The organism is Nocardioides ginsengisoli, assembly GCF_039537225.1.
GTDB lineage: Bacteria > Actinomycetota > Actinomycetes > Propionibacteriales > Nocardioidaceae > Nocardioides > Nocardioides ginsengisoli.
This window is the reverse complement of record NZ_BAABAC010000014.1, coordinates 58905-84245: the sequence shown is the minus strand read 5'-3', so window position 1 is coordinate 84245 and position 25341 is coordinate 58905. Positions and strand designations below refer to the sequence as shown.

At 71.8% G+C, this 25341-nt stretch carries 24 protein-coding genes; 6 read left to right on the top strand and 18 right to left on the bottom strand.

The window, feature by feature from the left end:
• Positions 1 to 158: 158 nt before the first annotated feature.
• Positions 159 to 1364: a tetratricopeptide repeat protein gene (locus AB4880_RS08380; protein ID WP_367918757.1), complete on the top strand. Its 1206-nt coding sequence runs from the start codon at positions 159 to 161 to the stop codon at positions 1362 to 1364.
• 17 nt (positions 1365 to 1381) lie between these two features.
• On the opposite strand, the gene AB4880_RS08375 is transcribed toward AB4880_RS08380, so the two are convergent.
• Positions 1382 to 2077, bottom strand: a complete 696-nt coding sequence (locus AB4880_RS08375; protein WP_367918756.1) for a hypothetical protein — start codon at positions 2075 to 2077, stop codon at positions 1382 to 1384.
• A gap of 67 nt (positions 2078 to 2144) precedes the next feature.
• On the opposite strand from AB4880_RS08375, the gene AB4880_RS08370 reads away from it, so the two are divergent.
• Both AB4880_RS08370 and AB4880_RS08365 read left to right on the top strand, forming a co-directional pair.
• Positions 2145 to 3065 (top strand): alpha/beta fold hydrolase, encoded by a 921-nt coding sequence (locus tag AB4880_RS08370; RefSeq protein ID WP_367918755.1) that lies wholly within the window; start codon positions 2145 to 2147, stop codon positions 3063 to 3065.
• Positions 3066 to 3257: 192 nt separating this feature from the next.
• Positions 3258 to 3755, top strand: a complete 498-nt coding sequence (locus AB4880_RS08365) for a DUF3145 domain-containing protein (RefSeq protein ID WP_367918754.1) — start codon at positions 3258 to 3260, stop codon at positions 3753 to 3755.
• Positions 3756 to 3827: 72 nt separating this feature from the next.
• Here AB4880_RS08365 and AB4880_RS08360 read toward each other — a convergent pair whose 3' ends face one another.
• The 6 genes from AB4880_RS08360 to AB4880_RS08335 form a co-directional block, all read right to left on the bottom strand.
• The gene (locus AB4880_RS08360) at positions 3828 to 5129 is read right to left on the bottom strand and encodes an acyl-CoA carboxylase subunit beta (RefSeq protein WP_437440495.1); all 1302 of its coding nucleotides are present in this window, start codon (positions 5127 to 5129) and stop codon (positions 3828 to 3830) included.
• Positions 5130 to 5269: 140 nt separating this feature from the next.
• Positions 5270 to 6520, bottom strand: a complete 1251-nt coding sequence (locus AB4880_RS08355; RefSeq protein ID WP_367918752.1) for a beta-ketoacyl-[acyl-carrier-protein] synthase family protein — start codon at positions 6518 to 6520, stop codon at positions 5270 to 5272.
• 27 nt (positions 6521 to 6547) lie between these two features.
• The gene (locus tag AB4880_RS08350; protein WP_141799363.1) at positions 6548 to 6793 is read right to left on the bottom strand and encodes an acyl carrier protein; all 246 of its coding nucleotides are present in this window, start codon (positions 6791 to 6793) and stop codon (positions 6548 to 6550) included.
• A 67-nt stretch (positions 6794 to 6860) separates the two neighbouring features.
• Positions 6861 to 7862, bottom strand: a complete 1002-nt coding sequence (locus AB4880_RS08345; RefSeq protein ID WP_367918751.1) for a beta-ketoacyl-ACP synthase III — start codon at positions 7860 to 7862, stop codon at positions 6861 to 6863.
• Positions 7859 to 9046, bottom strand: a complete 1188-nt coding sequence (locus AB4880_RS08340) for an acyltransferase domain-containing protein (protein ID WP_367918750.1) — start codon at positions 9044 to 9046, stop codon at positions 7859 to 7861. The genes AB4880_RS08345 and AB4880_RS08340 overlap by 4 nt, the downstream gene beginning before the upstream one ends.
• A gap of 230 nt (positions 9047 to 9276) precedes the next feature.
• The gene (locus AB4880_RS08335) at positions 9277 to 10461 is read right to left on the bottom strand and encodes a PucR family transcriptional regulator (RefSeq protein WP_367918749.1); all 1185 of its coding nucleotides are present in this window, start codon (positions 10459 to 10461) and stop codon (positions 9277 to 9279) included.
• A gap of 134 nt (positions 10462 to 10595) precedes the next feature.
• Between AB4880_RS08335 and AB4880_RS08330 the strand changes: the two genes are divergently transcribed.
• Positions 10596 to 11609: an alpha/beta fold hydrolase gene (locus AB4880_RS08330; protein ID WP_367918748.1), complete on the top strand. Its 1014-nt coding sequence runs from the start codon at positions 10596 to 10598 to the stop codon at positions 11607 to 11609.
• A 276-nt stretch (positions 11610 to 11885) separates the two neighbouring features.
• Here the strand turns inward: AB4880_RS08330 and hisC are convergent, their stop codons facing one another.
• From hisC to AB4880_RS08280, 10 genes are read right to left on the bottom strand one after another with little or no spacing between them, the layout of a single operon-like run.
• A complete protein-coding gene (hisC, locus tag AB4880_RS08325; RefSeq protein ID WP_367918747.1) occupies positions 11886 to 12956 on the bottom strand; it encodes a histidinol-phosphate transaminase in 1071 nt (356 codons plus the stop codon).
• Positions 12953 to 13915, bottom strand: coding sequence for a lipoyl synthase (lipA, locus tag AB4880_RS08320; protein ID WP_367918746.1), 963 nt, complete (start codon positions 13913 to 13915; stop codon positions 12953 to 12955). Before lipA ends, hisC begins: the two co-directional genes overlap by 4 nt.
• Entirely contained in the window at positions 13915 to 14556 is a 642-nt protein-coding gene (locus AB4880_RS08315) for a 2-oxo acid dehydrogenase subunit E2 (protein WP_367918745.1), read from the bottom strand. The genes lipA and AB4880_RS08315 overlap by 1 nt, the downstream gene beginning before the upstream one ends.
• Positions 14553 to 15389 carry an ABC transporter ATP-binding protein gene (locus AB4880_RS08310; RefSeq protein WP_367918744.1) on the bottom strand — a complete coding sequence of 279 codons (837 nt, stop codon included), beginning with the start codon at positions 15387 to 15389 and terminating at the stop codon, positions 14553 to 14555. The genes AB4880_RS08315 and AB4880_RS08310 overlap by 4 nt, the downstream gene beginning before the upstream one ends.
• A complete protein-coding gene (locus AB4880_RS08305) occupies positions 15373 to 16323 on the bottom strand; it encodes an ABC transporter permease (RefSeq protein WP_367918743.1) in 951 nt (316 codons plus the stop codon). The genes AB4880_RS08310 and AB4880_RS08305 overlap by 17 nt, the downstream gene beginning before the upstream one ends.
• A gap of 14 nt (positions 16324 to 16337) precedes the next feature.
• Positions 16338 to 17315 (bottom strand): ABC transporter substrate-binding protein, encoded by a 978-nt coding sequence (locus AB4880_RS08300; RefSeq protein ID WP_367918742.1) that lies wholly within the window; start codon positions 17313 to 17315, stop codon positions 16338 to 16340.
• 56 nt (positions 17316 to 17371) lie between these two features.
• Positions 17372 to 18715, bottom strand: a complete 1344-nt coding sequence (locus AB4880_RS08295) for an aminotransferase family protein (protein WP_367918741.1) — start codon at positions 18713 to 18715, stop codon at positions 17372 to 17374.
• A complete protein-coding gene (locus AB4880_RS08290; protein WP_367918760.1) occupies positions 18712 to 19698 on the bottom strand; it encodes an alpha-ketoacid dehydrogenase subunit beta in 987 nt (328 codons plus the stop codon). The genes AB4880_RS08295 and AB4880_RS08290 overlap by 4 nt, the downstream gene beginning before the upstream one ends.
• A gap of 5 nt (positions 19699 to 19703) precedes the next feature.
• Positions 19704 to 20672 carry a thiamine pyrophosphate-dependent dehydrogenase E1 component subunit alpha gene (locus AB4880_RS08285; RefSeq protein WP_367918740.1) on the bottom strand — a complete coding sequence of 323 codons (969 nt, stop codon included), beginning with the start codon at positions 20670 to 20672 and terminating at the stop codon, positions 19704 to 19706.
• Complete coding sequence (locus tag AB4880_RS08280; RefSeq protein WP_367918739.1) at positions 20669 to 20911, bottom strand: biotin/lipoyl-containing protein; 243 nt, start codon at positions 20909 to 20911, stop codon at positions 20669 to 20671. The genes AB4880_RS08285 and AB4880_RS08280 overlap by 4 nt, the downstream gene beginning before the upstream one ends.
• 168 nt (positions 20912 to 21079) lie before the next feature.
• Here AB4880_RS08280 and AB4880_RS08275 point away from each other — a divergent pair, with 168 nt between their 5' ends.
• On the top strand, positions 21080 to 21784 hold the full coding sequence (locus AB4880_RS08275; RefSeq protein WP_367918738.1) for a FadR/GntR family transcriptional regulator: 705 nt from the start codon (positions 21080 to 21082) through the stop codon (positions 21782 to 21784).
• A gap of 122 nt (positions 21785 to 21906) precedes the next feature.
• On the opposite strand, the gene aceE is transcribed toward AB4880_RS08275, so the two are convergent.
• Positions 21907 to 24729, bottom strand: a complete 2823-nt coding sequence (aceE, locus tag AB4880_RS08270) for a pyruvate dehydrogenase (acetyl-transferring), homodimeric type (protein WP_367918737.1) — start codon at positions 24727 to 24729, stop codon at positions 21907 to 21909.
• 165 nt (positions 24730 to 24894) lie between these two features.
• Between aceE and AB4880_RS08265 the strand changes: the two genes are divergently transcribed.
• Positions 24895 to 25323 (top strand): DUF3052 domain-containing protein, encoded by a 429-nt coding sequence (locus AB4880_RS08265; RefSeq protein ID WP_379229001.1) that lies wholly within the window; start codon positions 24895 to 24897, stop codon positions 25321 to 25323.
• Positions 25324 to 25341: the final 18 nt, after the last annotated feature.

Here is a 25341-nt window from a genome sequence, read left to right as displayed (position 1 = left end):
TAAGCCTGCCAGCGCCGATGGTACTGCAACCGAGAGGATGTGGGAGAGTAGGACGCCGCCGGACATACTTTCAGGTAGAGGCCACCTTCGGGTGGCCTCTACTCTGTTTTGTACCTGTACTTTTCAATAGCGATTCGACGACGTCGGAGGAGACTGACGTGGCAGACCAGCGAGGCCGTGGCGACGGCTCACCGGCCCCCCGCAAGGGCGGGCCCCGTCAGGGCAGCGGAAGCGGCCGTCCCCAGAGCAGCGGTCGCCCCCAGAGTGGTGGTGGTGCCCGCAAGAGCTCCGACAGCCGGAGCAGCAGCGGCAAGCCCTACGACCGCGACCGCAAGCCGTACGAGCGCGACGGCAAGCCCGGCGATCGCGATCGCAAGCCCGGCGATCGCGATCGCAAGCCCGGCGATCGCGATCGCAAGCCCGGCGATCGCGATCGCAAGCCCTATGACCGTGACCGCAAGCCGGGCGCCTCGAGCGCCGGCCGCAGCGGCAAGCCCGGTGACGACAAGAAGCGCGCGCCGCGCGCCGCGTCGGATCGCAAGGGAGCCTGGGACAAGGGTCCCCGCGACGGCGAGCGCAAGGGTCCCCGTGACGGCGAGCGCCGAGGGCCCCGCGACCGCGCGGAGCGCTTCGAGCGCGCCGAGCGGATGGACCGGTCCGAGGCGCAGGCCATCTACGACGGCCCGCCGCTGCCCGACGACATCACCGGCGCCGAGCTGAGCGCGTCGGTGCGTGCCCACCTCAAGGGCCTCCCCGAGAAGCTCGCGTCCCGCGTGGCGCGCCACCTGGCCGCTGCTGGCCAGCTCGTCGACGACGAGCCGGAGACGGCCTACCAGCACGCGCTGGCCGCCAAGGCGCGGGCGTCGCGGATCGCCGTGGTGCGTGAGGCTGTCGGCGAGGCGGCCTACGCGGCCGGTCACTACGCCGAGGCGCTCGCCGAGCTGCGCGCGGCGAAGCGGATGAACGGCGCGACGGCGTACCTGCCGATCATGGCCGACTGCCACCGGGCGCTCGGCAACCCGACGCGCGCCCTGGAGCTGGCGAAGAGCCCGGCCGTGGTCCGGTTCGTGCCGGCGGCCAAGGCGGAGATGACCATCGTCGAGGCCGGCGCCCGCCGCGACCTCGGTCAGATGGACGCCGCGCTGCGCACCCTCGAGGTGTCGCCGATCAACAGCAAGAGCCGTGAGGCGTGGGTAGTCCGGCTGCGCTATGCGTACGCCGACACGCTCGAGGCCGCGGGCCGCCTCAGCGACGCGCTTACCTGGTTCCACAAGACGAACGCGATCGACGCGGAGGAGTACACCGACGCGGCCGAGCGCGCGGAGTCCCTCGAGAAGCGGGTCGACCGCAGCGCGGAGGACTGAGCTCCCGAGCTCCCGAGCTACTGGCCGTCGCCGGTCGCCTCCGGGCGTCCGGCGACGGTCACCAGCGCCTGCTGGTAGCCGGCGGGCTGGGTGTCCCACCGGATGTCCTCGCGATAGGCGATCTTGATCCGGTCGATGACCGCGAGCGCCGCGACGTCCGAGTCGACCCGTACGACGATCGAGTCGCCGGCCGTGAAGCGCTGGCCCTCGGGGTTGACCAGCTCGGCACAGAACTGCTCGGGCTTCGTCGTCACCCCGACCGTGCCGCGCCGGCACAGCAGGGGAGTGACCTTCAGCTTCACGTCGGCGGTCGTGTGCACCCGGACGCCGGAGATCCGGATGGTGCGGTCGAAGTCCTTGGTGGGCGCGAACATGCCGATGTAGAGGGGCTGGCCCACGACTCCACTGGCGTTGACCGTCTTGGTGGTCGTCGGGAGCCTGTCGGGGGTCAGCGCGTACCAGACCAGCCAGCCGATGCCGAGGACGACCGCGACGCCGAGCGCGAGGTAGCGCCAGGTCTTCGCCGAGAACGACGGGCGGGGGAGCGGCGGGGAGCTGAGCGCGCCGCCTGTCTTCGCGGTGGCGCGGGCGCCCGGCCGTCGGCTCACCGGCGGAGGGCCGGGCTCGCTCGGGCGGCGTCCCCGCTTGGGGCGCTCGGCCTTGCGTTTGCCGGGCACGGACGTAGTACCGCGGGTGGAGCCCCCCTCAGTCATGCCCGCACCCTAGGGCATCCGCGGGATGCCCCATCGGATGGTTCTAGAACCTGTCACACTCCTGCGCATGACGTTCCCCGGAGTGCGGATCCCCGAGCAGCCCAAGCGGCCGACGCTGGAGGGCAGTGTCGCGGTCCGCGACGGCAGGCGGATCAGCTTCGCGGAGTACGGGTCGCCCCGGGGGCCCGCGATCGTGTGGATGCACGGGACGCCGGGAGCGCGGCGGCAGATCCCGGTCGACGCGCGGGAGTACGCCGCGGAGGCCGGCGTCCGGATCATCGGGATCGACCGGCCGGGCATCGGCTCGTCGTCGCCGTACCTCTATCCGAGCATCCTGGACTGGACCGAGGACCTGTTGCTCCTGCTCGACGCGCTGGCGATCGACACGCTGCGGGTGATCGGGCTGTCCGGCGGTGGGCCGTACGCCCTGGCAGCGGGGGCAGCAATGCCGGACCGGGTGCACGGCGTGGGCGTCCTGGGCGGCGTGGCGCCGACGCGGGGGCCGGACGCCGCCGAGGGCGGCATCATCCAGCTCGCCGTCCACGCGGCGCCGCTGCTCGCCGCGACCCGGGTGCCGCTGGGCGTGGCGCTGACCGGCGCGATCCGCACCGTGAAGCCGCTGGCGGGGCCGGCGCTCGACCTCTACGCCGCCGTCCAGCCGCCCGGCGACAAGAACCTGCTCGGGCGCCCGGAGTTCAAGGCGATGTTCCTCGACGACCTGCTCAACGGAAGCCGGTTCCAGACCTCGGCTCCGCTGGCCGACCTGCTGCTGTTCACCCGGGAGTGGGGCTTCCGGCTCGACGAGGTGAAGGTCCCCGTCCGCTGGTGGCACGGGGACGACGACCACATCGTCCCGTTCCGGCACGGTCAGCATTGCGTCGACCGGCTCCCGACCGCCACGATGACCGTGATCGACGGCGAGAGCCACCTCGGTGGTCTCGGGATCGCCCAGAAGGTGATGGAGGAGCTCCTCGCGCTGGGGCAGTAGCCTCAGAACACGCCCGGATACGCTGGAAACAGGGCGTCCCATGCGCCACAATGGGCAACACAACCGCACATGCGTCACTCAGGCGCTGGTCGACCGGCTCCGAGACGACGAGGACCTCCGAAGAGACCGCTGGGGAAGGCGTATCTCGCGCCGGAGGTAGGGAGAGTCGAGGAGTTCGTGGTGTCCGGAAGCATGAGTGCAACCAGGGGCGTCTTCTACGTCCACTCCGCGCCGTCCGCGCTGTGCCCGCACATCGAGTGGGCTGTGGGCGGTGTGCTCGGCGTACCCGTGAGCCCGGACTGGACACCCCAGCCGGCGCAGTCGGGCAGCTATCGGTGCGAGTTCTCCTGGACCGGCAAGGCGGGAGCGGCGGCCGAGATGGCCTCCGCGCTGCGCGGCTGGAACCACCTGCGCTTCGAGATCACCGAGGAGCCGACGTCCTCCACCGAGGGCGCCCGCTACTCGTACACGCCTGATCTCGGCGTCTTCCACGCAGTGACCGGCATCCACGGGGACATCATGATCCCCGAGGACCGGCTCAAGGCGGCCGTGGTGCGCTCGGCGCTCGGTGAGGTCACCCTCGAGAACGAGATCGACAAGCTGCTCGGCAAGCAGTGGGACGACGAGCTGGAGACCTTCCGGCACGCCGGAGAGGGTGCGCCGGTCCGCTGGCTGCACCAGGTCGTCTGACCCGCCCCTGGAACCAAGGCAAGCGCCCCGGCTCGAATGATCGAGCCGGGGCGCTTGTGCGTTGCGGGTGCGTCAGAGCGGGATGTTGCCGTGCGCGCCACGGCGCACGCCCTGCGCGTGGACCGCCTCGACGAGGGCGGCCGCGAGCGCGGAGCGGGTGCTGGCCGGGTCGACGATCTCGTCGACGACGCCGATCTCGACGGCGCGCTCGACGCCGCCGGCGATCCGCTCGTGCTCCTCGGCGAGCTCGGCCTCGACCTGGTCGCGCAGCTCCGGGGCCACCTCGGCGAGCCGGCGGCGGTGCAGGATCCGGATGGCGGCGAGCGGGCCCATGACGGCGATCTCGGCGCCCGGCCAGGCGAACACCTTGGTGGCGCCGAGCGAGCGGGAGTTCATCGCGATGTAGGCGCCGCCGTACGACTTGCGGGTCACCAGCGTGACGCGGGGGACCTCGCACTCGGCGAAGGCGTGGAGCAGCTTGGCGCCGCGGCGGACGACGCCGTCCCACTCCTGGCCGACGCCGGGCAGGTAGCCGGGGACGTCGACCACGACGACCAGTGGGATGCCGAAGGCGTCGCACATCCGCACGAAGCGGGCGGCCTTCTCTGCGGACGGGGAGTCGAGGCAGCCGCCGAGACGCAGCGGGTTGTTGGCGACGACGCCGACCGTGCGGCCGCCGAGGCGCCCCAGGGCGGTGACGATATTCGGCGCCCAGCCGGCGTGCAGCTCGACCGTCGTGTCGGCGTCGAGGATGCCCTCGACGAGCGGGTGCACGTCGTAGGCGCGCTTGCGGTTGTCGGGGAGCAGGGCGCCGAGGTCCTGGTCGGGGACGGCGGTCGCGTCGAGACGACCCTGTGCGCCGACGAGCGCGGCGACCGAGCGGGCCTTGCCGAGCGCCTGCTCCTCGGAGGTGGTGACGACGTGGACGACGCCGGAGCGGCGGCCGTGCGGCTCGGGGCCGCCCAGGCGCAGCATGTCGACCGCCTCGCCCGTCACCGAGCGGACGACCTCGGGACCGGTGACGAAGATCCGGCCCTCGGGGCCGAGGATCACGACGTCGGTCAGGGCCGGGCCGTACGCCGCGCCACCGGCGGCCGGGCCGAGCACCACCGAGATCTGGGGGATGACGCCGGAGGCCCGGGTCATCACCTCGAAGATCCGGCCGACGGCGTGCAGGGAGAGCACGCCCTCGGCAAGACGCGCACCACCGGAGTGCCACAGCCCGATGATCGGGATGCGGTCGGTGAGTGCGCGGTGGTAGGCATCGACGACCACGGTGCAGCCGTCGTTGCCCATCGCGCCACCCATGACGGTCGCGTCCGAGCAGAACGCCACCACGCGGGCGCCGTCGACCGTGCCGGTCGCGGCCATCATCCCGCAGTCAGGGTCGCCGGACGGGAGGAGTTCCAGCGACCCTGGATCGAGGAGCGCGCTCAGCCGACGGAGAGGGTGACGGGGGTCGTCCTCTCGGGCCGGCTTCGCGGCGCTGGTTGCGGTCGGGGCTGACGCCAAGGTCAGCTCACCGAGCCGAAGACGACGGCGACGTTGGCGCCGCCGAAGCCGAAGGAGTTGTTGATCGCCGCGATGTCGCCGAGCGGGAGGTCCCGCGGCTTCGTCGCGACGTCGAGCTCGACCCGGGGGTCCTGCTCGTCGAGGTTGATGGTCGGGGGAGCGGTGCGGTGGTGGATCGCCAGCACGGTGGCGACCGCCTCGAGCGCACCGGCGCCACCGAGCAGGTGACCGGTCATCGACTTGGTGGCCGACACGACGAGGTCGTTGGCGGCCGAGCCGAGGACGGCGTGCAGCATCAGCGACTCGGCGACGTCACCCTGCGGGGTGGAGGTCGCGTGCGCGTTGACGTGGACGATGTCGCTCGGGCTGACGCCGGCGTCCTGGACGGCGGCGCGGATCGCGCGGGCGCCGCCACGACCGGCGGGGTCGGGCTGGGCGATGTCGTGGGCGTCGGCGGTGATGCCGGTGCCGAGGACCTCGCCGTAGATCCGGGCGCCCCGCGCCTGGGCGTGCGCGAGGGACTCGAGGACGAGGGCGCCGGCGCCCTCACCGAGCACGAAGCCGTCGCGGGCGGTGTCGAACGGGCGCGACACGGTGGTCGGGTCGCCGTCGTTCTTCGACAGGGCCATCATGTTCGCGAAGGCAGCGATCGGCAGCGGGTGGATGGCCGCCTCGGTGCCGCCGGCGATGGCGACGTCGACCCGGCCGAGCCGGATCTGGTCGGCGGCCAGCGAGACCGCCTCGTTGCCGGACGCGCAGGCGGAGACCGGCGTGTTGACCGGGCCGCGGGCGCCGAGCTTGAGGCTGATGGTCGCGGCCGGGGCGTTGGCCATGAGCATGGGCACCGCGATCGGGGAGACCCGGCGCGGCCCCTTCTCGAGGAGGACCTCGTGGTTGGACAGTAGCGTGTGGACGCCGCCGATGCCCGAGGCGAAGGCGACGCCGAAACGGTCGCCGTCGAGCTCGCCTGCCTCCTTGACGGCGTCGAGCCCGGAGTCGGCCCACGCCTCGAGCGCCGCCACGAGGGCGAGCTGCGAGGAGCGGTCGAGGCGACGGGCAACGACGCGGTCGAGGACCTCGGCGGGGTCGACGGCGGCCGTACCGGCGATCTTGACGGGGAGACCCTCAGCCATGTCGCCGAGGGGACGTACCCCCGAACGACCGGCGATCAGGCCCTCCCAGGTGCTGGCGACATCGCCGCCGAGCGGGCTGGTGGTGCCCAGGCCGGTGACGACGACACGAGTGCGGGACATGGCTGTTGGTCTCCTACCGGTTCGTGATCAGGCGGCGCGGTTGCGCTCGATGTAGGCGACGGCGTCGCCGACGGTCTTGAGGTTCTTGACCTCGTCGTCGGGGATGGTGACGCCGAACTTCTCCTCGGCCTCGACGACGACCTCGACCATGGAGAGCGAGTCGACGTCGAGGTCGTCGCTGAAGGACTTGTCCAGCTGAACGCTGTCGGCCGGGATGCCGGCGACCTCGTTGACGATCTCGGCGAGGGCGGCGCGGATCTCTTCGGTGCTCATTCTTGGTTTCTCCCGTGTTGTGAGATGGTGCTGGGTGGTGCTGAATCGTGGGCGGGCGCGCGGCCCGTCAGGGGACGACGACGACCTGGGCGGCGTACGCCAGGCCGGCGCCGAAGGCGATGAGCAGGGCGACGTCGCCGGACTTCGCGTCGCCGTCCTCGATCATCCGCTGGAGCGCCATCGGGACCGAGGCGGCGGAGGTGTTGCCGGCGTCGATGATGTCGCGGGCGATCCGGACCGAGGGCGGCAGCCGCAGCGAGCGGGCCATCGCGTCGGTGATCCGGTTGTTGGCCTGGTGGGGCACGAAGCAGTCGAGCTGGTCGGCGGTGATGCCGGCGCTGTCGAGGGCCTGCTGGGCGACCTTGGCCATCCCGTACGACGCCCAGCGGAAGACCTCGTTGCCCTTCATCGACAGGCACGGCATGGTCGGCTCGCCGGAGGCGAGGACGTCGCGCCAGTCGGGCGTGCGGATGTGGTCGTAGTGCTCGCCGTCGGAGCCCCAGACGACCGGGCCGATGCCCGGCGTCTCGGACGGGCCCACCACGACCGCGCCGGCGCCGTCGGCGAAGATGAACGCCGTACCGCGGTCGGTGGGGTCGGTGATGTCGGAGAGCCGCTCGACGCCGATGACCAGCGCGTAGCCGGCGCTGCCGCCGCGCACCATGTCGTTGGCGAGGGCGATGCCGTGGCAGAAGCCCGCACACGCGGCGGAGATGTCGAAGGCCGCCGCCTGCTCGGTGCCGAGCTGGTGGGCGATCATGGTCGCGGCCGACGGGGTCTGCAGCAGGTGGCTGACCGTGGCGACGATGACGCAGTCGATCTGGCGGGCGTCGATCCCGGCCGCGGCGAGCGCGTCCTGGGAGGCCGAGACGCTCATCGAGACGACGGTCTCGTCGTCGGAGGCGAAGCGGCGGGTCTTGATGCCCGAGCGCTGCTGGATCCACTCGTCGCTGGAGTCGATCGCGTCGATGATCTCGGCGTTGGGGACGACGCGGCGCGGGCGGTAGGCGCCGACGCCGAGGATCGCGGCGTGCGCGGCGCCGGTCTCGGTGCGCAGGGTCGCGCTCATGCGGGGACGACCTCGGGGTGCAGGCGGAGCAGGGGCTGGCCGGGTGCGACCGGGTCGCCGTCCTCGACGAGCCACTCGACGACCTGGCCGCCGTGGGCGGCGGTCACCGTGATCCGGTCGCGCAGGCTGGCGACCTCGCCGATCGTCGTACCGGCGGCGAGGAGGTCGGCGTCGGCGGCGGCCTGGTCGCGGTGGAACAGCCCCTTGGCGGGGGAGACGACCATCCGCCACGTGGGCGCGCTGTCGATGAGGGACGCCTCGGCGTGGCGGCCGCAGAACGCGCGGGCCTCGTCGAGCTGCTCGGGTCCGGTGAGCGCGAACGTCTCGACGTCCATGCCACGGCCCTTGAAGTAGCGCTTGGCGATGCCGGTCAGGGTGCCGGCCGGCGGCATCTCGAGGATGCCGGTGACGCCGATGTCGGCCATCGTCTCGAGGCACAGGTCCCAGCGGACCGGGCGCGCGATCTGACCGACGATCCGGGTCAGCACGTCGCGGCCGTCGTGGACGACGGTGCCGTCGGAGTTGGTGATGAAGCGCGTGCGCGGGTCGTGCGTGGAGACCGAGCGGGCCAGGTTGGCCACGTGGTCGACGGCGGGCGCCATGTGCTTCGAGTGGAAGGCGCCGGCGACCGAGAGCTGGCGCAGGCGGGCGCCCTTGGGCGCGTCCTCGGCGAAGGCGGCGAGCTGCTCCGTCGTACCGGCGGCGACGATCTGGCCGGGGCCGTTGTCGTTGGCGGCGGTCAGGCCCTGCGCCTCGATCGCGGCGAGGACCTCGTCGCGGTCGCCGCCGAGGACGGCGGTCATGCCGGTCGGCGTCACCGCGGCGGCCGCGGCCATCGCGTTGCCGCGCTCGCGGACCAGGACCATCGCCTGCTCGGCGGTGATCACGCGGGCGCCGACGGCGGCGGTGATCTCACCGACGCTGTGACCGGCGACCGCGCCGAGGCCGCGGTAGGCGTCCGCGGGATGCGGGTAGAGCTGCAGCGCCGCGACCAGACCGGACGCGACCAGCAGCGGCTGGGCGATCTTGGTGTCGCGGATGGTGTCCTCGTCCGCCTCGGTGCCGTAGTGGGCGAGGTCGAGCCCCGCCACGGCAGAGAGCCAGTCGATCCGCGCGGCGAACGTCGGGTCCTCCAGCCAGGGGCTGAGGAAGCCTGGGGTCTGCGCGCCTTGTCCGGGGGCCACGATCACGAGCACACGTCCAGAGTGCCGGGCGGGGGCGTCGGAACGCGCCTGCGCCGTCCACGAACTTGTCGGCGCGCCTTTGTAGGGGTCCCACAAGCCGGGGTGTCGGGTGGGGGCCGCTGGGCTTCCGGTGGATGGAAGAGGTATTGCGGTTGGGGACCAAACCGCAACGTTTCTGCCCGCTGACGTGCGGTTCCTGCCCCATCGGCGCCTGTAGGCGACCGACCCGATCAGACCCCGTTTTGTCGACCTAGGATGAGAGCGAGCTGCAGCGTCAATGCGTCCCGCGGCACGGCGGGCGTGAGCCCGGTCAGGTCGGCGATCTGTCCCAGGCGGTAGCGGACCGTGTTGGCGTGGACGAACAGCGCACGCGCGGTGGCCTCGATGCCGGCGCCGTTGGCGAAGTAGGCGACCAGGGTCTCGACCAGCTCGCCGCGGGCGACGCTGAGCGGGCGGAAGATGTCGTCGACCGCCTCGGCGCGGGCGACGTCGTCGCCGGCGAGGATCCGCTCGGGGAGCAGGTCGTGGGCGGAGACGGGGCGCGGGGCGTCGGGCCAGCCGACGGCGGCGCGCAGCGCGCCGAGGGCGACGCTCGCGGAGCGGTGGGCCTGGGCCAGGTCGGAGGCGGCGGGGCCGACGACGACGGCGCCCTCGCCGAAGAGGTGGACGACGGCCGCGGCGTCCTTCTCCGGCACCGTGACGCCGCCGAGGATGACGACGAGCAGGTGGCCCTGGACGGCGCTCAGTGCGTCGAGGCCCTGGTCGGCCGCGGCGCGGCGGACCTCCTCGAAGACCCCGTTCTGGGCGCCATTGGCCTCGGCGGGGGCGGGACCGACGACGACGGCGACCTCGCCGCGCGAGGACCAGCCGACGGCGCTGGCCCGTGACAGGACCGACTCGTCGGTCTCGGCGCGCAGGACGGCGTCGACGGCGAGGGCCTCGAGGCGGGCGTCCCAGCGGCCGCGGACCTCGGCGGCGCGGGCGTAGACCTCGGCGGTGGCGAAGGCGACCTCGCGGCCGTAGCGCAGCACGGCGGCGTGGACGTCGGGCAGCACCGACGGGTCGAGGAGGCGCTCGACGCTGCGCTCGACCTCGTCGATGGTGAGCTTGATCAGGTCGACGGTCTGGTGGAGGTCGATGACGCCGGCCATCGCGCGCGGGGCCACGCCGAAGACGTGCAGCACCACCTCGTCGTCCTGCGGGTCGGTGCCGCCGCCGTCGGCGAACCAGTCGACGAAGCCCTTGACGCCCGCCTGGACGATCATCCCGACCCAGGAGCGCTCCTCGGCGGTGAGCTCGCGGAACCACGGCAGATCGGCGTCCATCCGGGCGATCGCGGCGGTGCCCAGCGAGCCCGAGGCGGCACGCAGCTGCTGGGTGGCGTCAGACCGGGACGAGCGGCCCATGGGGGACATGCACCCAGCCTAGAACGCGGTGGTCCGGAGAGTTCGGGGTGTCGGCCCGTCGGCGTGCATGGTTGAATCGTTGACTGGTTGCTAGCAGGAGTTCGCACCTGTTAGCGCGACGAGCCGTCCAGACAGGAGAGGCCATGGCGACGACGGACGACGTCCAGTACGTCACCCTGCACGGCAAGCGGCGCGCGTACGTGCTGAAGGGCAAGGGCCCCGCGCTCCTGCTGCTCCACGGCCTCGCGTGCGACCACACCACGTGGTCGCCGGTGATCGACGACCTCGCGCAGCGCTACACCGTGATCGCGCCCGACCTGCTCGGCCACGGGCTGTCCGACAAGCCGCGCGCCGACTACACCCTCGGCGGCTACGCCAACGGCATGCGCGACCTGCTCACCGTCCTCGGCATCGACAAGGTGACCGTCGTCGGCCACAGCTTCGGCGGCGGCGTCGCGATGCAGTTCGCCTACCAGTTCCCCGAGCGCACCCAGCGGGTGATGCTCGTCGCGACGGGTGGCCTCGGGCCCGAGGTGACGCCGATGATCCGGCTGATCCAGGTGCCCGGCTGGTTCCGGGTGATGGGGATGCTGACGCTGCCGGGCATCCGGCACGCCGAGACCCTGGCGCTGCGCGCCGCCGCCCGGTACGGCGACCTCGGCCCGCTGCGCAAGTACACCCGCGACCTCGACGAGGTCGCCGACATCGTCGAGTCCTGGAAGGACCGGCGTACCCGCTTCGCGATCCGCCACCTGGTCCGCGCGGTCATCGACTGGCGCGGCCAGATCGTGACCATGTCCGACCGGGCCTATCTCTCCGAGGCGATGCCGATGGCCGTCGTCTGGGGCCGTGATGACCAGGTGATCCCGGTCCGGCACGCGTCGAACGCGGCCGCGCTGGCGCCCGACGTCCGGGTCGAGGTGCTGCCCGATGCCGGCCACTTCCCGCACAAGACCCACCCGGAGCGGTTCGTGCGCCTGCTCGACGACTTCATCTCCACGACCGAGCCGGCGACCTACAACCGGGCGCGCTTCCGGCGGATGCTCAAAGCCGGCGCCTCGGCGCCGCTGGGGCCCCTGGCTGCGGCCGCCGCGGCGGCGGCCGGGGCCGAGCCGGGCACGGCTGCTGCTGAGCCGGCGGCCGCTGCTCCTGCCTGAGCGGCGGGACGGGGTCGCGGGCGGCCCATGTAACTCGGTGTCCGTGCATCCACCCCGGGGTCATGACGGGTCACAGCGCCGTGGTAGTTGCACGAACACCGAGTTACTAGGGTGATCGCGGGTCAGGGCGCGTGAACCCGGCCCCATCGCGTCGTGACGCATAGGCGTCGGCGGCCCGCCCATGTAACGCGGTGTCCGTGCATCCACCACGGGGTCATGACGGGTCACAGCGCCGTGGTAGTTGCACGAACACCGAGTTACAAGCGTGGTCGCGGGTCAGGGCGTGTGACCAGCCGGTCTCAAACCGCGTGAGGCCTCGACAGCCTGCCGGAGCCGGTGCCAGCCGTCCTCGCCAGGGACCGAGATCCGGATCGCGCCCGGGGCGCCGAGCGCGCTGCCCGGGCGGACCGCGATGCCGGCGTCAGCGAGACGTCGTACGGCGGCGGCTTCGTCGGGCACGCGCGCCAGCACGAAGTTCGCGTGCGAGGGGACCACGTCGTACCCGTGGCGGGTCAGGAGGTCGCCCACGCGGCCTCGCATGTCGATCGTGTGGACTCTGACCGCCTCGTGGTGCTCGCGATCGCGCAGCGCGGCGAGCGCCGCCGCCTGGGCGAGCCGGTTGACGGAGAAGGGGGCGCGGATGCTGCTGAGTGTCGCGATCACGTCGGCCGGAGCGATCAGGTAGCCCACCCGCAGCCCGGCCAGGCCGTGGGCCTTGGAGAACGTTCGCAGGACGGCGAGCCCGCCGTCGGCGACGAGCGGTACGGCGGTCGCGGCGGCCGGGTCGGGGGCGAAGTCGACGTACGCCTCGTCGACGACGACCAGCCCGGCGCGCGAGCGCTCGCGGAAGCGGCGGATCTCGTCGCGGGCCACGAGGGTGCCCGTCGGGTTGTGCGGGTTGACGACGTGCGCGATGTCGGCGGCGACCTCGGCCATCGCGGTGAGGTCGTGCCGGTCGTTGACGAGCGGCACCGAGACGACCGAGCCGCCGACCACCTGGGTGCTGATCTCGTCGACGCGATAGGCGGGGGAGGCGCAGACGGCGGTCCCGCCGCCGGCGAGGAAGGCGAGCGCCAGCAGGAAGATCAGCTCGTCGGAGCCGTTCCCGACCAGCACCTGCTCGACCAGCACGCCGTGCTGCTCGGCCAGCGCCGCGCGCAGGTCGGCGGCCATCGCGTCGGGGTAGCGGTGCGACCGCCGCGCCTCGCGCAGCACCGCGTCGACGACGTACGGGCTCGCGCCCAGGGCGCACTCGTTGGACGACAGTGACCCGTCGGCCGACGGAGCCTTGGCGCCCGGTGCGTACGGCTCGAGCTCGGTCAGCCAGGGGCGGGCGGTGAGGGTCATCGGACCTCCTCGAGCGGGGCCGGGAGGGCACGGCGGGCGCGGCGGGCGGTGTCGTAGAGCCGACCCGCTCGGTACGACGACCGGACCAGCGGTCCGGACAGGACGCCGGCGAAGCCGATGTCCTCGGCCTCCTCGGCCAGCTCGACGAACTCCTCGGGCTTGACCCACCGCTCGACCGGGTGGTGGCGCACGCTCGGGCGGAGGTACTGGGTGATGGTGACCAGCTCGCAGCCGGCGTCGTGGAGGTCCTGGAGGGCCTGGGAGATCTCCTCGCGGGTCTCGCCCATGCCGAGGATCAGGTTCGACTTGGTGACCAGGCCGAAGGCGCGGGCCTGGGTGAGGACGTCGAGCGAGCGCTCGTAGCGGAAGCCGGGGCGGATCCGCTTGAAGATCCGCGGCACCGTCTCCACGTTGTGCGCCAGCACCTCGGGCCGCGACGCGAACACCTCGGCCAGCAGCTCCGCCCGGCCGTTGAAGTCGGGGATCAGGTTCTCGACACCAGTGCCGGGATTGAGGTCGTGGATCGCGCGGACCGTCTCGGCGTACAGCCAGGCGCCGCCGTCGGCGAGGTCGTCACGCGCGACGCCGGTGATGGTGGCGTACTTCAGGCCCATCGTCCGCACCGACTCCGCGACCCGCCGGGGCTCGTCGCGGTCGAGCGGCTGGGGCTTGCCGGTGTCGATCTGGCAGAAGTCGCAGCGGCGGGTGCACTGGTCGCCGCCGATGAGGAAGGTGGCCTCCTTGTCCTCCCAGCACTCGAAGATGTTGGGGCAGCCGGCTTCCTGGCAGACGGTGTGGAGTCCCTCGGACTTCACCAGCTTGTGGAGGGCGGTGTACTCCGGGCCCATCTTCGCCTTGGTCTTGATCCAGGAAGGCTTCCGCTCGATCGGGGTCTCCGCGTTGCGGACCTCCAGCCGGAGAAGCCTGCGTCCCTCCGGCCGGATGGATTCGTCGGCCATCAGGCCTCCGGCTCGAGGAGGGCCCGCAGCTCGCGGGCGTACCGGCCGGCCTCGGCTCCGTCGATCACCCGGTGGTCGAAGGTGACGGTGAGGTTGAGCATCCGGCGGACGGCGACGCCTCCGGCGACCGCGACGACCCGGTCGGTCGCGCGGTGCAGCCCGATGATCGCGGTCTGCGGCGGGTTGATGAGCGGCGTCGCGAGGATGCCGCCGCTCCTGCCCGGGCTGGTGACCGTGACGGTCGCGCCGCTGATGTCGCGGGCCGCGATCCGGCCCGCCCGGGCGCGCTCGGCGCGCTCGGCGACCTGGGCGGTCAGCTCCTCGGGGGAGTGGGCGAGCGGGTCCCGCAGCACCGGTACGACGAGCCCACGGGGCGTGTCGACGGCGAACCCGACGGCCACCTCGTCGTACGTGAGGATCTCGTCGTCGACGACGTGCGCGTTGAACAGCGGATGATCCGCGGCCAGCCGAGCGACCGCCCGGCACACGTGGGCGAGCAGGAGCCGCATGTCGACCCGGGTGACATCGCACTCCTCGACGACGTGGACACCGGGGATCTGTGCGTGCGACTGAGCCATCCGCTCGGCGATCGCCTTGCGGATCCCGACCAGCGGCGTTCGGGTGACCGTGGGCGCGCTCACGTCGGACTGCTCTCGGCGAGCAGGGTCGAGTCGGACAGACTGCCGCCGGACAGCGCCGCGAAGCGCTGCTGCAGGTCGCGCGGCGTCAGGTCGGTCAGCTGCTCGCCGCAGACGTCGACGACGATCCGGCCCTGGTGCATCATCAGCAGCCGGTCGGCGTGGTCGAGCGCGTGTTTCATGTCGTGGGTGACCATGAGCGTGGTGATCCGGCGCTCGCGGACGAGGCGCTCGGTGGCGGCGTTGACGCGGGCCGCGCTGTTCGGGTCGAGCGCGGCGACGTGCTCGTCGAGCAGCATCAGCGCGGGCGAGCCGAGGCAGGCCATGGCGACGGCGATGGCCTGCCGCTGTCCGCCGGACAGTGACCCGGAGACGGCGCCGAGCCGGTTCTCCAGGCCCATGCCGAGCGGCTCGAGCAGCTCCTGCGCAGCGGCGCGCACCTTGGCCGACGACGTACGACGCAGCGGGAACCGGCCGCGTCGTCCGGCCATGGCGAGCGCGAAGTTCTCCTCGATCGTCAGGTTGGACACCATGTTGTCCTGCGGGTTCTGCCGGACCCGCGAGACCAGGCCGATCCGGCGCCACGACGGCAGCGTGGTGACGTCCTGGCCGCGGACGAGGACCTGGCCCTCGTCGGCCAGCAGGTTGCCGGCGATCATGGCGAGCGTCGTCGACTTGCCGGCGCCGTTGGAGCCGATGATCGAGACGAAGGTGCCCGCGGCGACCTCGAGGCTCAGGTCGTCGACCGCCGTGACGAGCTCGCGGCCCGGCGCCAGGAAGCGCTTGGTGCACCCGCTCATCAGCAGGTCGGGGTTGAGGTCAGATGAAGCTAGCAACGCGGTCCTCCTCGTAGTACCGGGTGCGGGCGATCCGGCGCTGACGCCGGCCGCTCGCGGTGAGTGCGCTCAGCCAGCTGCGGCCCTGGCTGCGCACGGCGATGACGACGACCACCACGCCGGCGGTCAGCAGCTGGAGCAGGTTGGGGTCGAGCCCGATCTGCAGCGAGGTGGCGACCGCGAAGCGGTAGACGACCACGCCCGCGACGAGCGCCAGCAGGATCGGCAGCACCCGCGCGGAGCGGGTGAAGCTGAGGCCGAGCATCATGCCGGCGAGTCCGATCACGATGACGCCGTTCTGGATGGTGACGTCCATGAAGCCCTGGTTGTGGACGACAAGCCCGCCGGACAGCGCCGCGAGCGCGTTGGCGACCGCGAGGCCGACGGCCTGGCGCAGCTCGGTCCGGACGCCGAGCCCGCGGGCGGTCTGGATGTTCTGGCCGGTGGCGACGAGGGAGAGCCCGTAGTCGGTGCGCAGGAACCAGAGCAGCGCCATGACGAGCAGCGCGGCGATGACGCCGCCGGTGATGATCGTGCCCGCGCGGTAGGTCAGGCCGGCGTCCGCGGCCCAGGAGAACGCGGTCGTCGTACCGAACAGGGAGACGTTGCCGGAGCTCATGATGACCAGGCACATGGAGTACGCCGCGGTGGCGACGAGGATGCTCGCGAGCAGCACGTTGAGCTTCAGCTTCATGTGCAGCACCGCGGTGACCAGGCCGGTCGCGGCGCCCGCCACCATGGCGAGCGCGAGCGAGACCACGGGGTCGTGGCCGTGGACGGCGAGGACCGCCGCGGTCGACCCGCCGACGCCGAACGAGCCCTGCAGGGTCAGGTCGGGGAGGCTCATCACCCCCATCGCAAGGTAGATGCCGAGCACCAGTGGGACATAGAGGAGTCCCACCTGGACGGCGATCTCGACGAGATTCCAGATCATGGTGTGGTTCCTCCTCAGCGCGTCGTGAGCGCGGCGTCGCGGATCTCGGCGGGGACCTTGATGCCGAGCGCCTTGAGCTTGGTCAGGTTGAGGTCGAAGCCGCCGGTCTCGGGGACGACGACCGGGGTGGTCGCCGGGTCGGCGCCGTCGATCACCTTCAGCACGACCTTCGCGACCTCCTCGCCGACCACCTTGTAGTCGTAGGAGGACGAGATGACACCGCCGGCGTCGACGGCCTCGCTGGTGCCCCCGTAGACCGGGATGTTCGCGTCGTCGGCGACCTTCATCAGTCCCTCGACGGCGCTGATCGTGGTCGTGTCGCCCGGGATCTCGATGGCGTCGACCTTGCCGACCAGGCTCTGCGCAGCCTGGGTGATGTCGGAGCCGTTGCTGATCGTGGCGGTGACGTAGCCGATGCCGATCTCGTCGAGGTGCTTGCGAACCTTGGCAGCCTGGGCGTCACCGGCGGGGTCGCCGAGCTTCCAGATCAAGCCCACCTTGTGGAGGCCCGGGATCAGCTTGGTCATCGCGTCGATGTCCGGCACGGGGTCGATGACGTCGGCGACACCGGTGACATTGCCTCCGGGCTTGTCCATCGACGCGACCAGCTTGGCCTCCACCGGGGTCGATGAGGCGGCGAAGACGATCGGGATGTCCCTGGTCGCGGTGGCCATCAGCTGTGAGGCCGAGGTACCGACCGGGACGATCACGTCACACCCGCCGGAGATGAACTTCTGGGCGAGCGTCTGCTCGGTGGCGGCGTCGGCGTTGGGGTTCTGCACGTCCAGCTTCAGGCCGTCGGCCATCGCGCCCTTCAGCCCGCTCTTGATGCCGGCCAGCAGGTCGTCGATGACGGTCGCCGTGGCGTACTGGTCGACGCAGACCTTGGCATCGGCGGCGTCCTTCGCGCTCCCGCCGCCGCCCTCGCTGCAACCGGCGAGCGCCGCGCAGGTCAGAGCAGAGGCGGCGAGGACGAGGTAGGTGCGCTTCACAGGGACTCCTTGGTGGTGGGTGGAACCCGAGAGACGGCCTGCGCGGGCCGGGGTGGTCATGCGAGCTCCGCGGCCACGTCGGCCACGGCCTCCGCGAGGACGGCGACCGTGTGGTCGACGTCCGCGCGCTCGAAGATGTACGGCGGGCACACACCGAAACGGTCGCCGCGGTAGCCGTCGGCGTTGCCGCTGAACGACGGGTTGATCAAGACGCCGCGCTCCTGGCACTTGCGGGCGATCCGCTTGCTCACGCCGAGCTCGTACGGGAACGGCTCCTTGGTGGTGCGGTCGCTCACGACCTCGATGCCCGCGAGCATGCCGAGGCCACTGACCTCGCCGATCAGCGGATGGTCACCGATCGCCGCGCGGATCTCGTCGATCAGGTAGCCGCCGACGTCGCCGGCGCGCGCGACCAGGTCGTGCTTCTCGATGTGGCGCAGCACGGCGAGCCCGACCGCGCACGACAATGGATTGCCGCCGTAGGTGAAGCCGTGCTCGAACATGCCGCTGCCGGCGGCGACGGCGTCGTAGATCTCGTTGCGCGCGATCACCGCGCCGAGCGGCGAGTAGCCGCTGCTGATGCCCTTGCCGCAGGTGATCAGATCCGGGACGACACCGAAGTGCTCGATCGCGAAGTTGCGCCCCGTGCGGCCCATGCCGCTGAGCACCTCGTCGACGATCAGCAGGACGTCGTACTCGTCGCAGATCTCGCGGACCCGCTCGAAGTAGCCCTCGGGCGGCACCATGCCCATCGCCGCTGCCCCGACGACGGGCTCGGCGATGAATGCCGCGACGTGCTCGGGTCCCTCGTTGAGGATGACACGCTCGACGTCGTCCGCGCACGACAGGGTGCAGGCGTCGCTCTGGGCGCAGAGAGTGCACCGGTAGCGGTACGGCGGCGCTGCGTGCGCGAACGGCAGCAGCATCGGTGCGTAGCTGACGCGGCGCATGACGTGTCCGGTCGCGGAGAGCGCGCCGAGGGTGTTGCCGTGGTAGCTGCGCCAGCGGCCGACGATCTTGTGCTTCGACGGCTTGCCGGACTCGACGAAGTAGTGGCGCGCGAGCTTGATCGCGGTCTCGTTGGCCTCGGAGCCGCCGGAGGTGAACCGGACGTAGTCCATGCCCTCGGGGGCGAAGTCGGCGAGCTCGCGGGCGAGCTGCTCCTGCGGCTCACTGGTGAACTGGCCGCAGAAGCTGACCTTGGCGGCCTGCTCGGCCATCGCGTCGAGGACGTCCTGGACGCCGTAGCCGATGCTGATGACGATATTGCCGCCCGAGGAGGCGTCGAGGTAGCGGTTGCCGTCGACGTCCCAGACGTGGACGCCGGAGGCGCGATCGACCGCGGGGGCGGGGTGCAGCAGGTCGCGGTGGAAGACCTGGCTGGCCGGTGAGGTGCTCATGCGGTCACGGTTCCTCTCAGGGACGAGCGCAACGTGCGCGCGGCGTGGGCGATGTCGGCGACGGACGGGACGAAGGCCGTCTCCAGCGACGCGGCGAAGGGCACCGGCGTCGCGGGCGGCTGGAGCAGCCGGACCGGGAACCCGGTGCGGCCCTCGGGGGTGTCGAGCAGGCCGGCGCACAGCGCGGCGGCGGGGCCGGACCCGGGCCAGGACTCCTCGACGACGAGCAGCGCGCCGGTGCGCTCGGCGCTGGCGCGGACCAGGTCGACGTCGAGCGGTGCCAGTGAGCGCAGGTCGACGACCTCGGCCTCGATTCCGTCGGCGGCGAGCTCGGACGCGGCCCGCAGCGCGCGCTGGACCATCAGGCCGGAGGCCACGACGGTGAGGTCGGCGCCGTCGCGTCGTACGGCGGCGCGGCCGAGGCGGACCTCGATCGTCGGGTCGACCTCCGCGCGGGCGCCGTGGAGCAGGCTCATGTGCTCGAGGACGACGACCGGGTTGTCGTCGCGGATCGCCGAGCGCATCAGCGAGTAGGCGTCCTGGGGCGTGGTCGGCATCGCGACCTTGAGTCCGGGGAAGGACATCAGCATCCCGGCGCAGCTCTCGGCGTGGCCGCGGTGGGGGCCGACGCCGCACTTGGCGCGGACCACCAGCGGGACGGTGACCTCCCCGCGGGTGCGGAACGCGACCGACGCGCCCTCCAGGGCGAGCGGCGTCATGGTCAGCGCAAGGAACTCGGCGAACATCAGGTCGACGATCGGGCGGCTGCCGGCCATCGCTGCGCCGACGGCCGTGCCGACCATGGCGGCCTCCGAGATGGGAGCGTCGATGATCCGACCCTGGGCGCCGAAGGCGTCCCACAGGCCCTTGGCCGACTGCATCGGACCGCCGAAGACACCGATGTCCTGGCCGATGAGGTAGACCGACTCGTCGGCCGTCATCTCCGCGGCGACCGCGGCGACGATCGCCTCGCTCATGGTCATCCTGGTCACGAGGCGCTCCTCAGGTCGGTCCAGGCGTCCTCGGCGAACGCGCTGGTGCTCGGGGTGATGTCGTCGTCGCCACGGGACTTGGCCTCGGTGACGATCTCCTCCATGCGGGCGTGGATCTCGTCACTGCGGCGCGCGGCCTCGTCTGCGTCGAGCGCGCCCTCGGCGACGAGGAGCGCCTGGAAGCGGGCGATCGGGTCGCGCTCGGCCCAGGTCGCGACCTCCTCGGACGTGCGATAGGTCTCGGGGTCGTTCATGTAGTGGCCGCCCATGCGATAGGTCAGCGCGTGCACGAATGACGGACCGCCGTCCTCGCGAGCGCGGGCGACGGCGGCGCCGACCGCCGTACGGACGGCGCGGAGGTCGTTGCCGTCGACGTCGTCGGCGGCGATGCCGAGCGCGCGGGCCCGGTCGGAGACCCGTTCGCCGGCGAGTGCGACGGCCGACGGCAGGGAGGTGGCGTACTGGTTGTCCTGGCAGACGTAGACGATCGGCAGCCCGAGCATGGCGGCGAGGTTGAGCGACTCGGCGACGATGCCGCTGTTGGCCGTGCCATCGCCGAAGCCGCAGACGGCGACCGCGCCGGGGCTGGTGCGCCGTAGGTGGAGGGCCGCGCCGGTGGCGTAGGCGACCGACGTGCCGAGCGAGCCGGAGAACATGCCGATCGAGCGCGGGCCGGGGGTCGGGCAGATGTCACCGCGCCAGTGGCCGCCGGACCCGCTGCCGCGGACACCGAAGACGCCGGCAGCGAGGACGTCGGGGGAGGCGCCGCGCTGGAGCGCGACCGCGCAGGTGCCGCGGAAGTGGGGCGCGACGACGTCGTCGGGGCTGAGGTCGGCATACGCGCCGACGAAGACGGCCTCCTCTCCGCGGGCCTCGTGCCAGTGGCCGTTGTGGCGGCACATCGCCTGGTCGAAGGCGCGGGCCTCGACCATGGCGTGCCAGAGGGCGGTCTCGGTGACGCTCATGCCGGCGCGCCGATCTCCGCGATCACCTGGCCGATGCGGACGGTGTCCTCGGGCTCGCCATGCAGTGCGGCCACGACGCCGGCGACCGGGGCCTCGATCTCGAGGTTGACCTTGTCGGTCATCACCTCGGCGATCGGCTGGCCGGCGTCCACGGTGTCGCCCACCGCGCACAGCCAGGTCGCCAGGACCGCCTCCTCGACGCCGTCGCCCAGCTCTGTGATCGAGACGGAAGTGCTCACCGATGTCCTTTCGGTCGGGGGGATGGGTTGCTAAAGTGGTGCTACCGCTTTAGAAAGTGGTACTACCAATTGAGTGAATAGTGATCTGGCGCACCATCGGCTGTCAAGAGGTTCGCTGGATCAGGCTGCGGCTACAGTCGCTGCGCCCCAGCAGGAAAGGTCTTCCGCATGTCGATCGAGCACGACGCCGGCTCCTCGCTCAGTGAGCTGTTCGCCGACGACCCCCTGTCCGGATCTCTCGCGGCGCTGATCCAGCAGATGCGCCCGGGCGACAAGCTGCCCAGCGAGCGCGACCTCGCCGTCCAGCTGGACGTCAGCCGGACGGCACTGCGCGACCGGCTCGGCATGCTCGAGGGACTCGGGGTGCTGCGCCGTCGTACGGGAGCAGGAACGTTCGTCGAGACGCTGCGCCCCGACGCCCTCGCCTTCGCGCTGAATCTGGCGATCAGCTCCTCGCACCTGCCGCTCGGCTCCCTGGAGTCGGTGCGGATCGCGCTGGAGCGTCAGGCCGCCGCCGAGGCAGCGCGACGCGCCGACCCGGTGCTCATCGCCTACATGAAGCGCGCCATCGACACGATGGCGGCGACCGAGCTGCAGGCCGACGTACTGGCAGCGGACCGAGCCTTCCACCAGTCGCTGCTGCGTGCGGCCGGCAACCCGTCCCTCACGTTCTTCGCCGAGGCGCTCTCGAGCGTCCTCACCCAGGACCTCGCCGACCGCAGCGAACGGCTCAGCAACGAGCCGCTCAGCACGTCACGGCAGGCGTTGCTGGTCGACCACCACACGCGGATCTACGACGCGATCCTTGCCGGCGACCCCGCGCGGGCGATGCGGGCAGTGGACGAGCACTTCGACGCGATCGGCCAGAGCTGACCTGCTCCTGCCTGCCTCTTCGGGACGGCCCGGCCGGCTACTTCGCTGAGCTCGCACAACGACCGTGCGGGACGGCCTCGATTCGAGGCCGCCCCGCACGGATGGTGGTGCCGGTGGTCCGCTCAGGCGTCGCCGCCCTCCTGGAGGACACCGGCGACGGCGGTCGGGTCGTCGATGCGGTAGCGCTCGACGGCCTCCTTGACCCGGCCCGGGTCGATCTCGCCGGCGTCGGCGAGCGCGGCGAGGGCCTGGACGACGACCGACTGCGCGTCGACCTGGAAGAAGCGCCGGGCGGCGGGGCGGGTGTCGGCGAAGCCGAAGCCGTCGGCGCCGAGGACGCGGTAGTCGGCCGGGACCCACTGCGCGATCTGCAGCGGGACGGCGGTCATGTAGTCGGACACCGCGACGACCGGGGCGTTGGCGCGGGGGCCGTCGCCCAGCGCCGCCGTGACGTACGGCGTGCGGTGGGCCTCGTCGGGGTGGAGGAGGTTCCACTTCTCGGTGGCGATGCCCTCGCGGGCGAGCTCGTTCCACGAGGTGACCGACCAGGTCTCGGCGTGGACGCCCCAGTCCTCGGCGAGGATCCGCTTGGCGTCCTCGATCCACGGGAAGCCGACGCCGGAGGCGAGCAGGCGGACCTGCGGGCCGTCGGGGGCGGGGGAGTCGGCGACCTTGTACATGCCCTTGAGCAGGCCCGCGACGTCGAGGCCCTCGGGCTCGGCGGGCTGGGCGACCGGCTCGTTGTAGACGGTGAGGTAGAAGATCAGGTCCTCGCCGAGGGGATGCTCGGCGCTGACGCCGTACATCCGCTCGATGCCGCTGCGCATGATGTGCCCGACCTCGTAGGCGAACGCCGGGTCGTAGTGGACGACGGCCGGGTTGGTCGAGGCGAGCAGCGGGGAGTGGCCGTCGGCGTGCTGCAGGCCCTCGCCGGTGAGCGTCGTGCGGCCGGCGGTGGCGCCGATGAGGAAGCCGCGGGAGAGCTGGTCGGCCATCGCCCAGATCGAGTCGCCGGTGCGCTGGAAGCCGAACATCGAGTAGAAGATGTAGAACGGGATCATCGGCTGCCCGTGGGTGGCGTACGACGAGCCCGCCGCGATCGCCGACGCCATCGCGCCCGCCTCGGAGATGCCCTCGTGGAGCATCTGGCCCTGCGGCGACATCTTGTAGGACAGCAGCATGTTGCGGTCGACCGACTCGAACTGCTGGCCGTGCGGGTCGTAGACCTTGGCCGAGGGGAACATCGCGTCCATGCCGAAGGTGCGGTACTCGTCGGGCGCGATCGGGACCAGTCGCTTGCCGATCTCGGGGTCCTTCATCCAGTCCTTGAGGAGCCGGACGGCGGCCATCGTGGTGGCGACCTTGTTCTTGCCGGCACCCTTCTTCAGGTCGGCGTACATCGCGTCGCCGGGCAGGGTGAGGGGCTTGGACCGGATCACGCGCCGGGGGAGCGAGCCGCCGAGCTGGCGCCGGCGCTCCATCATGTACTCGATCTCCGGCGAGTCGGCGCCCGGGTGGAAGAAGGGCGCCGTTCCGGTGGCCTGGTAGGCCGCCTCGAGGTCGCGGTCGCTGATCGGCAGGTAGAGCCGGTCGCGGAACTTCTTCAGGTCGTCCTGGGTGAGCTTCTTCATCTGGTGGGTGGCGTTCTTGCCCTCGAGGGCGTCGATCGTCCAGCCCTTGACGGTGTGCGCCAAGATCACGGTCGGCTGGCCGACGTGCTTGGTGGCGGCCTCGAAGGCGGCATAGACCTTGCGGTAGTCGTGGCCGCCGCGCGGCAGCTTCTCGATCTGCCGGTCGGTCATGTGGGCCACCATCGCGCGCAGCCGCGGGTCGGGGCCGAAGAAGTGCTCGCGGTTGTAGGCGCCGGACTCGACCGAGAAGGTCTGGAAGGCGCCGTCGGGCGTGGAGTTCATCTTGTTGACCAGGACGCCGTCGACGTCGCGGGCGAGCAGGGCGTCCCACTCACGGCCCCAGACGACCTTGATGACGTTCCAGCCCGCGCCGCGGAAGTTGGCCTCGAGCTCCTGGATGATCTTGCCGTTGCCGGTGACCGGGCCGTCGAGCTGCTGGAGGTTGCAGTTGATGACCCACGTGAGGTTGTCGAGCTCCTCGCGGGCCGCGATCCGGATCGCGCCCAGCGACTCGGGCTCGGCCATCTCGCCGTCGCCGAGGAAGGCCCACACGTGCTGGTCGCTGGTGTCCTTGATGCCGCGGTTGGCGAGGTAGCGGTTGAACCGCGCCTGGTAGATCGAGTTGATGCCGGTCAGGCCCATCGAGACCGTCGGGAACTCCCAGAAGTCCGGCATCAGACGCGGGTGGGGGTACGACGGCAGGCCGGCGCCCCGGCCGTGCTGGACCTCCTGGCGGAAGCGGAACAGCTGCTCCTCGCTCAGCCGGCCCTCGAGGAAGGCGCGGGCGTAGATGCCGGGGGAGGCGTGCCCCTGGATGAACAGCTGGTCGCCGCCGCCCGGGTGGTCCTTGCCGCGGAAGAAGTGGTTGAAGCCGACCTCGTAGAGGCTCGCGCTCGACTGGTAGGTCGCGATGTGACCGCCGACCTCGAGGCCCTTGCGGTTGGCACTGGACACCATGACCGCGGCGTTCCAGCGGATGAACGCGCGGATCCGGCGCTCGGTGTCCTCGTCGCCGGGGAACCACGGCTCGCGCTCGGGCGGGATCGTGTTGATGTAGTCGGTGCTGCGCAGTGCCGGGACGCCGACCGCGGCCTCGCGCGCCCGCTCGAGCAGGCGCAGCATGACGTAGCGGGCCCGCTCGCGGCCGCGCTCGTCGATGAGCGCGTTGAACGAGTCGATCCAGTCCTGGGTCTCGTCGGGGTCGATGTCGGGGAGCTGGGTCGGCAGGCCCTCGTGGATGACCGAGGGCGCCGAGCCCACGCGCGCAGCCGGGGTGGGGCCGTCGGGGGTGGTGTCGGAGGTCACGTCGCCCATCGTTGCACCTCCTCCCAGGGCTGAAAATCTACCCGTGGGTACGCCTGAGGGAGCCGGGTCTTGGGCGCGAGGGTTGCGCCCGGGCACCTGACTCCGCTGGACTACTCCTCAACCCGCACCTGCGCGGGAACATCGTCGTACCCCCGAGCCACTGGAGGACTCACCGTGACTTCGACCGCCCCTGGCGGCACCACCCCGACCGGACCCGCCGAGCGGATGGGCCTCAAGGCGGGCATGGTGCTCCAGGAACTCGGCTGGGACAACGACACCGATGACGCCCTCCGCGTCGCGCTCGAGGACGCGATCGACGGCGACATGGTCGACGGCGACTACGGCAACGTGGTCGACGCCGTCCTGCTCTGGTGGCGTGAGGACGACGGCGACCTGGTCGACGGTCTCGTCGACGCGCTGACCGACCTGGTGGGAGGCGGCGTGATCTGGCTGCTCACCCCCAAGATCGGCCGGCCCGGCGCCGTCGACGCCGCCGACATCGCCGAGGCGGCGCCCGTCGCCGGCCTCGCGCAGACCAGCGCGGCGAGCGTCAGCAAGGACTGGGCGGCGACCCGGCTGGTGGCCCCGAAGTCGATCGCCTGAGTCTCGGGCACGACAATA

Coding starts and splice junctions, on each gene's coding strand:
- AB4880_RS08275 (WP_367918738.1), top strand. CDS start 21,080: ATGTCGATCGAGCACGACGCCGGCTCCTCGCTCAGTGAGCTGTTCGCC.
- aceE (WP_367918737.1), bottom strand. CDS start 24,729: ATGGGCGACGTGACCTCCGACACCACCCCCGACGGCCCCACCCCGGCT.
- AB4880_RS08350 (WP_141799363.1), bottom strand. CDS start 6,793: ATGAGCACCGAAGAGATCCGCGCCGCCCTCGCCGAGATCGTCAACGAG.
- AB4880_RS08365 (WP_367918754.1), top strand. CDS start 3,258: ATGAGTGCAACCAGGGGCGTCTTCTACGTCCACTCCGCGCCGTCCGCG.
- AB4880_RS08335 (WP_367918749.1), bottom strand. CDS start 10,461: ATGTCCCCCATGGGCCGCTCGTCCCGGTCTGACGCCACCCAGCAGCTG.
- AB4880_RS08290 (WP_367918760.1), bottom strand. CDS start 19,698: ATGACCATGAGCGAGGCGATCGTCGCCGCGGTCGCCGCGGAGATGACG.
- hisC (WP_367918747.1), bottom strand. CDS start 12,956: ATGACCCTCACCGCCCGCCCCTGGCTGACCGAGCTCGAGCCGTACGCA.
- AB4880_RS08330 (WP_367918748.1), top strand. CDS start 10,596: ATGGCGACGACGGACGACGTCCAGTACGTCACCCTGCACGGCAAGCGG.
- lipA (WP_367918746.1), bottom strand. CDS start 13,915: ATGGCCGACGAATCCATCCGGCCGGAGGGACGCAGGCTTCTCCGGCTG.
- AB4880_RS08285 (WP_367918740.1), bottom strand. CDS start 20,672: ATGAGCGTCACCGAGACCGCCCTCTGGCACGCCATGGTCGAGGCCCGC.
- AB4880_RS08295 (WP_367918741.1), bottom strand. CDS start 18,715: ATGAGCACCTCACCGGCCAGCCAGGTCTTCCACCGCGACCTGCTGCAC.
- AB4880_RS08370 (WP_367918755.1), top strand. CDS start 2,145: ATGACGTTCCCCGGAGTGCGGATCCCCGAGCAGCCCAAGCGGCCGACG.
- AB4880_RS08355 (WP_367918752.1), bottom strand. CDS start 6,520: ATGTCCCGCACTCGTGTCGTCGTCACCGGCCTGGGCACCACCAGCCCG.
- AB4880_RS08345 (WP_367918751.1), bottom strand. CDS start 7,862: ATGAGCGCGACCCTGCGCACCGAGACCGGCGCCGCGCACGCCGCGATC.
- AB4880_RS08305 (WP_367918743.1), bottom strand. CDS start 16,323: ATGATCTGGAATCTCGTCGAGATCGCCGTCCAGGTGGGACTCCTCTAT.
- AB4880_RS08375 (WP_367918756.1), bottom strand. CDS start 2,077: ATGACTGAGGGGGGCTCCACCCGCGGTACTACGTCCGTGCCCGGCAAA.
- AB4880_RS08360 (WP_437440495.1), bottom strand. CDS start 5,129: ATGATGGCCGCGACCGGCACGGTCGACGGCGCCCGCGTGGTGGCGTTC.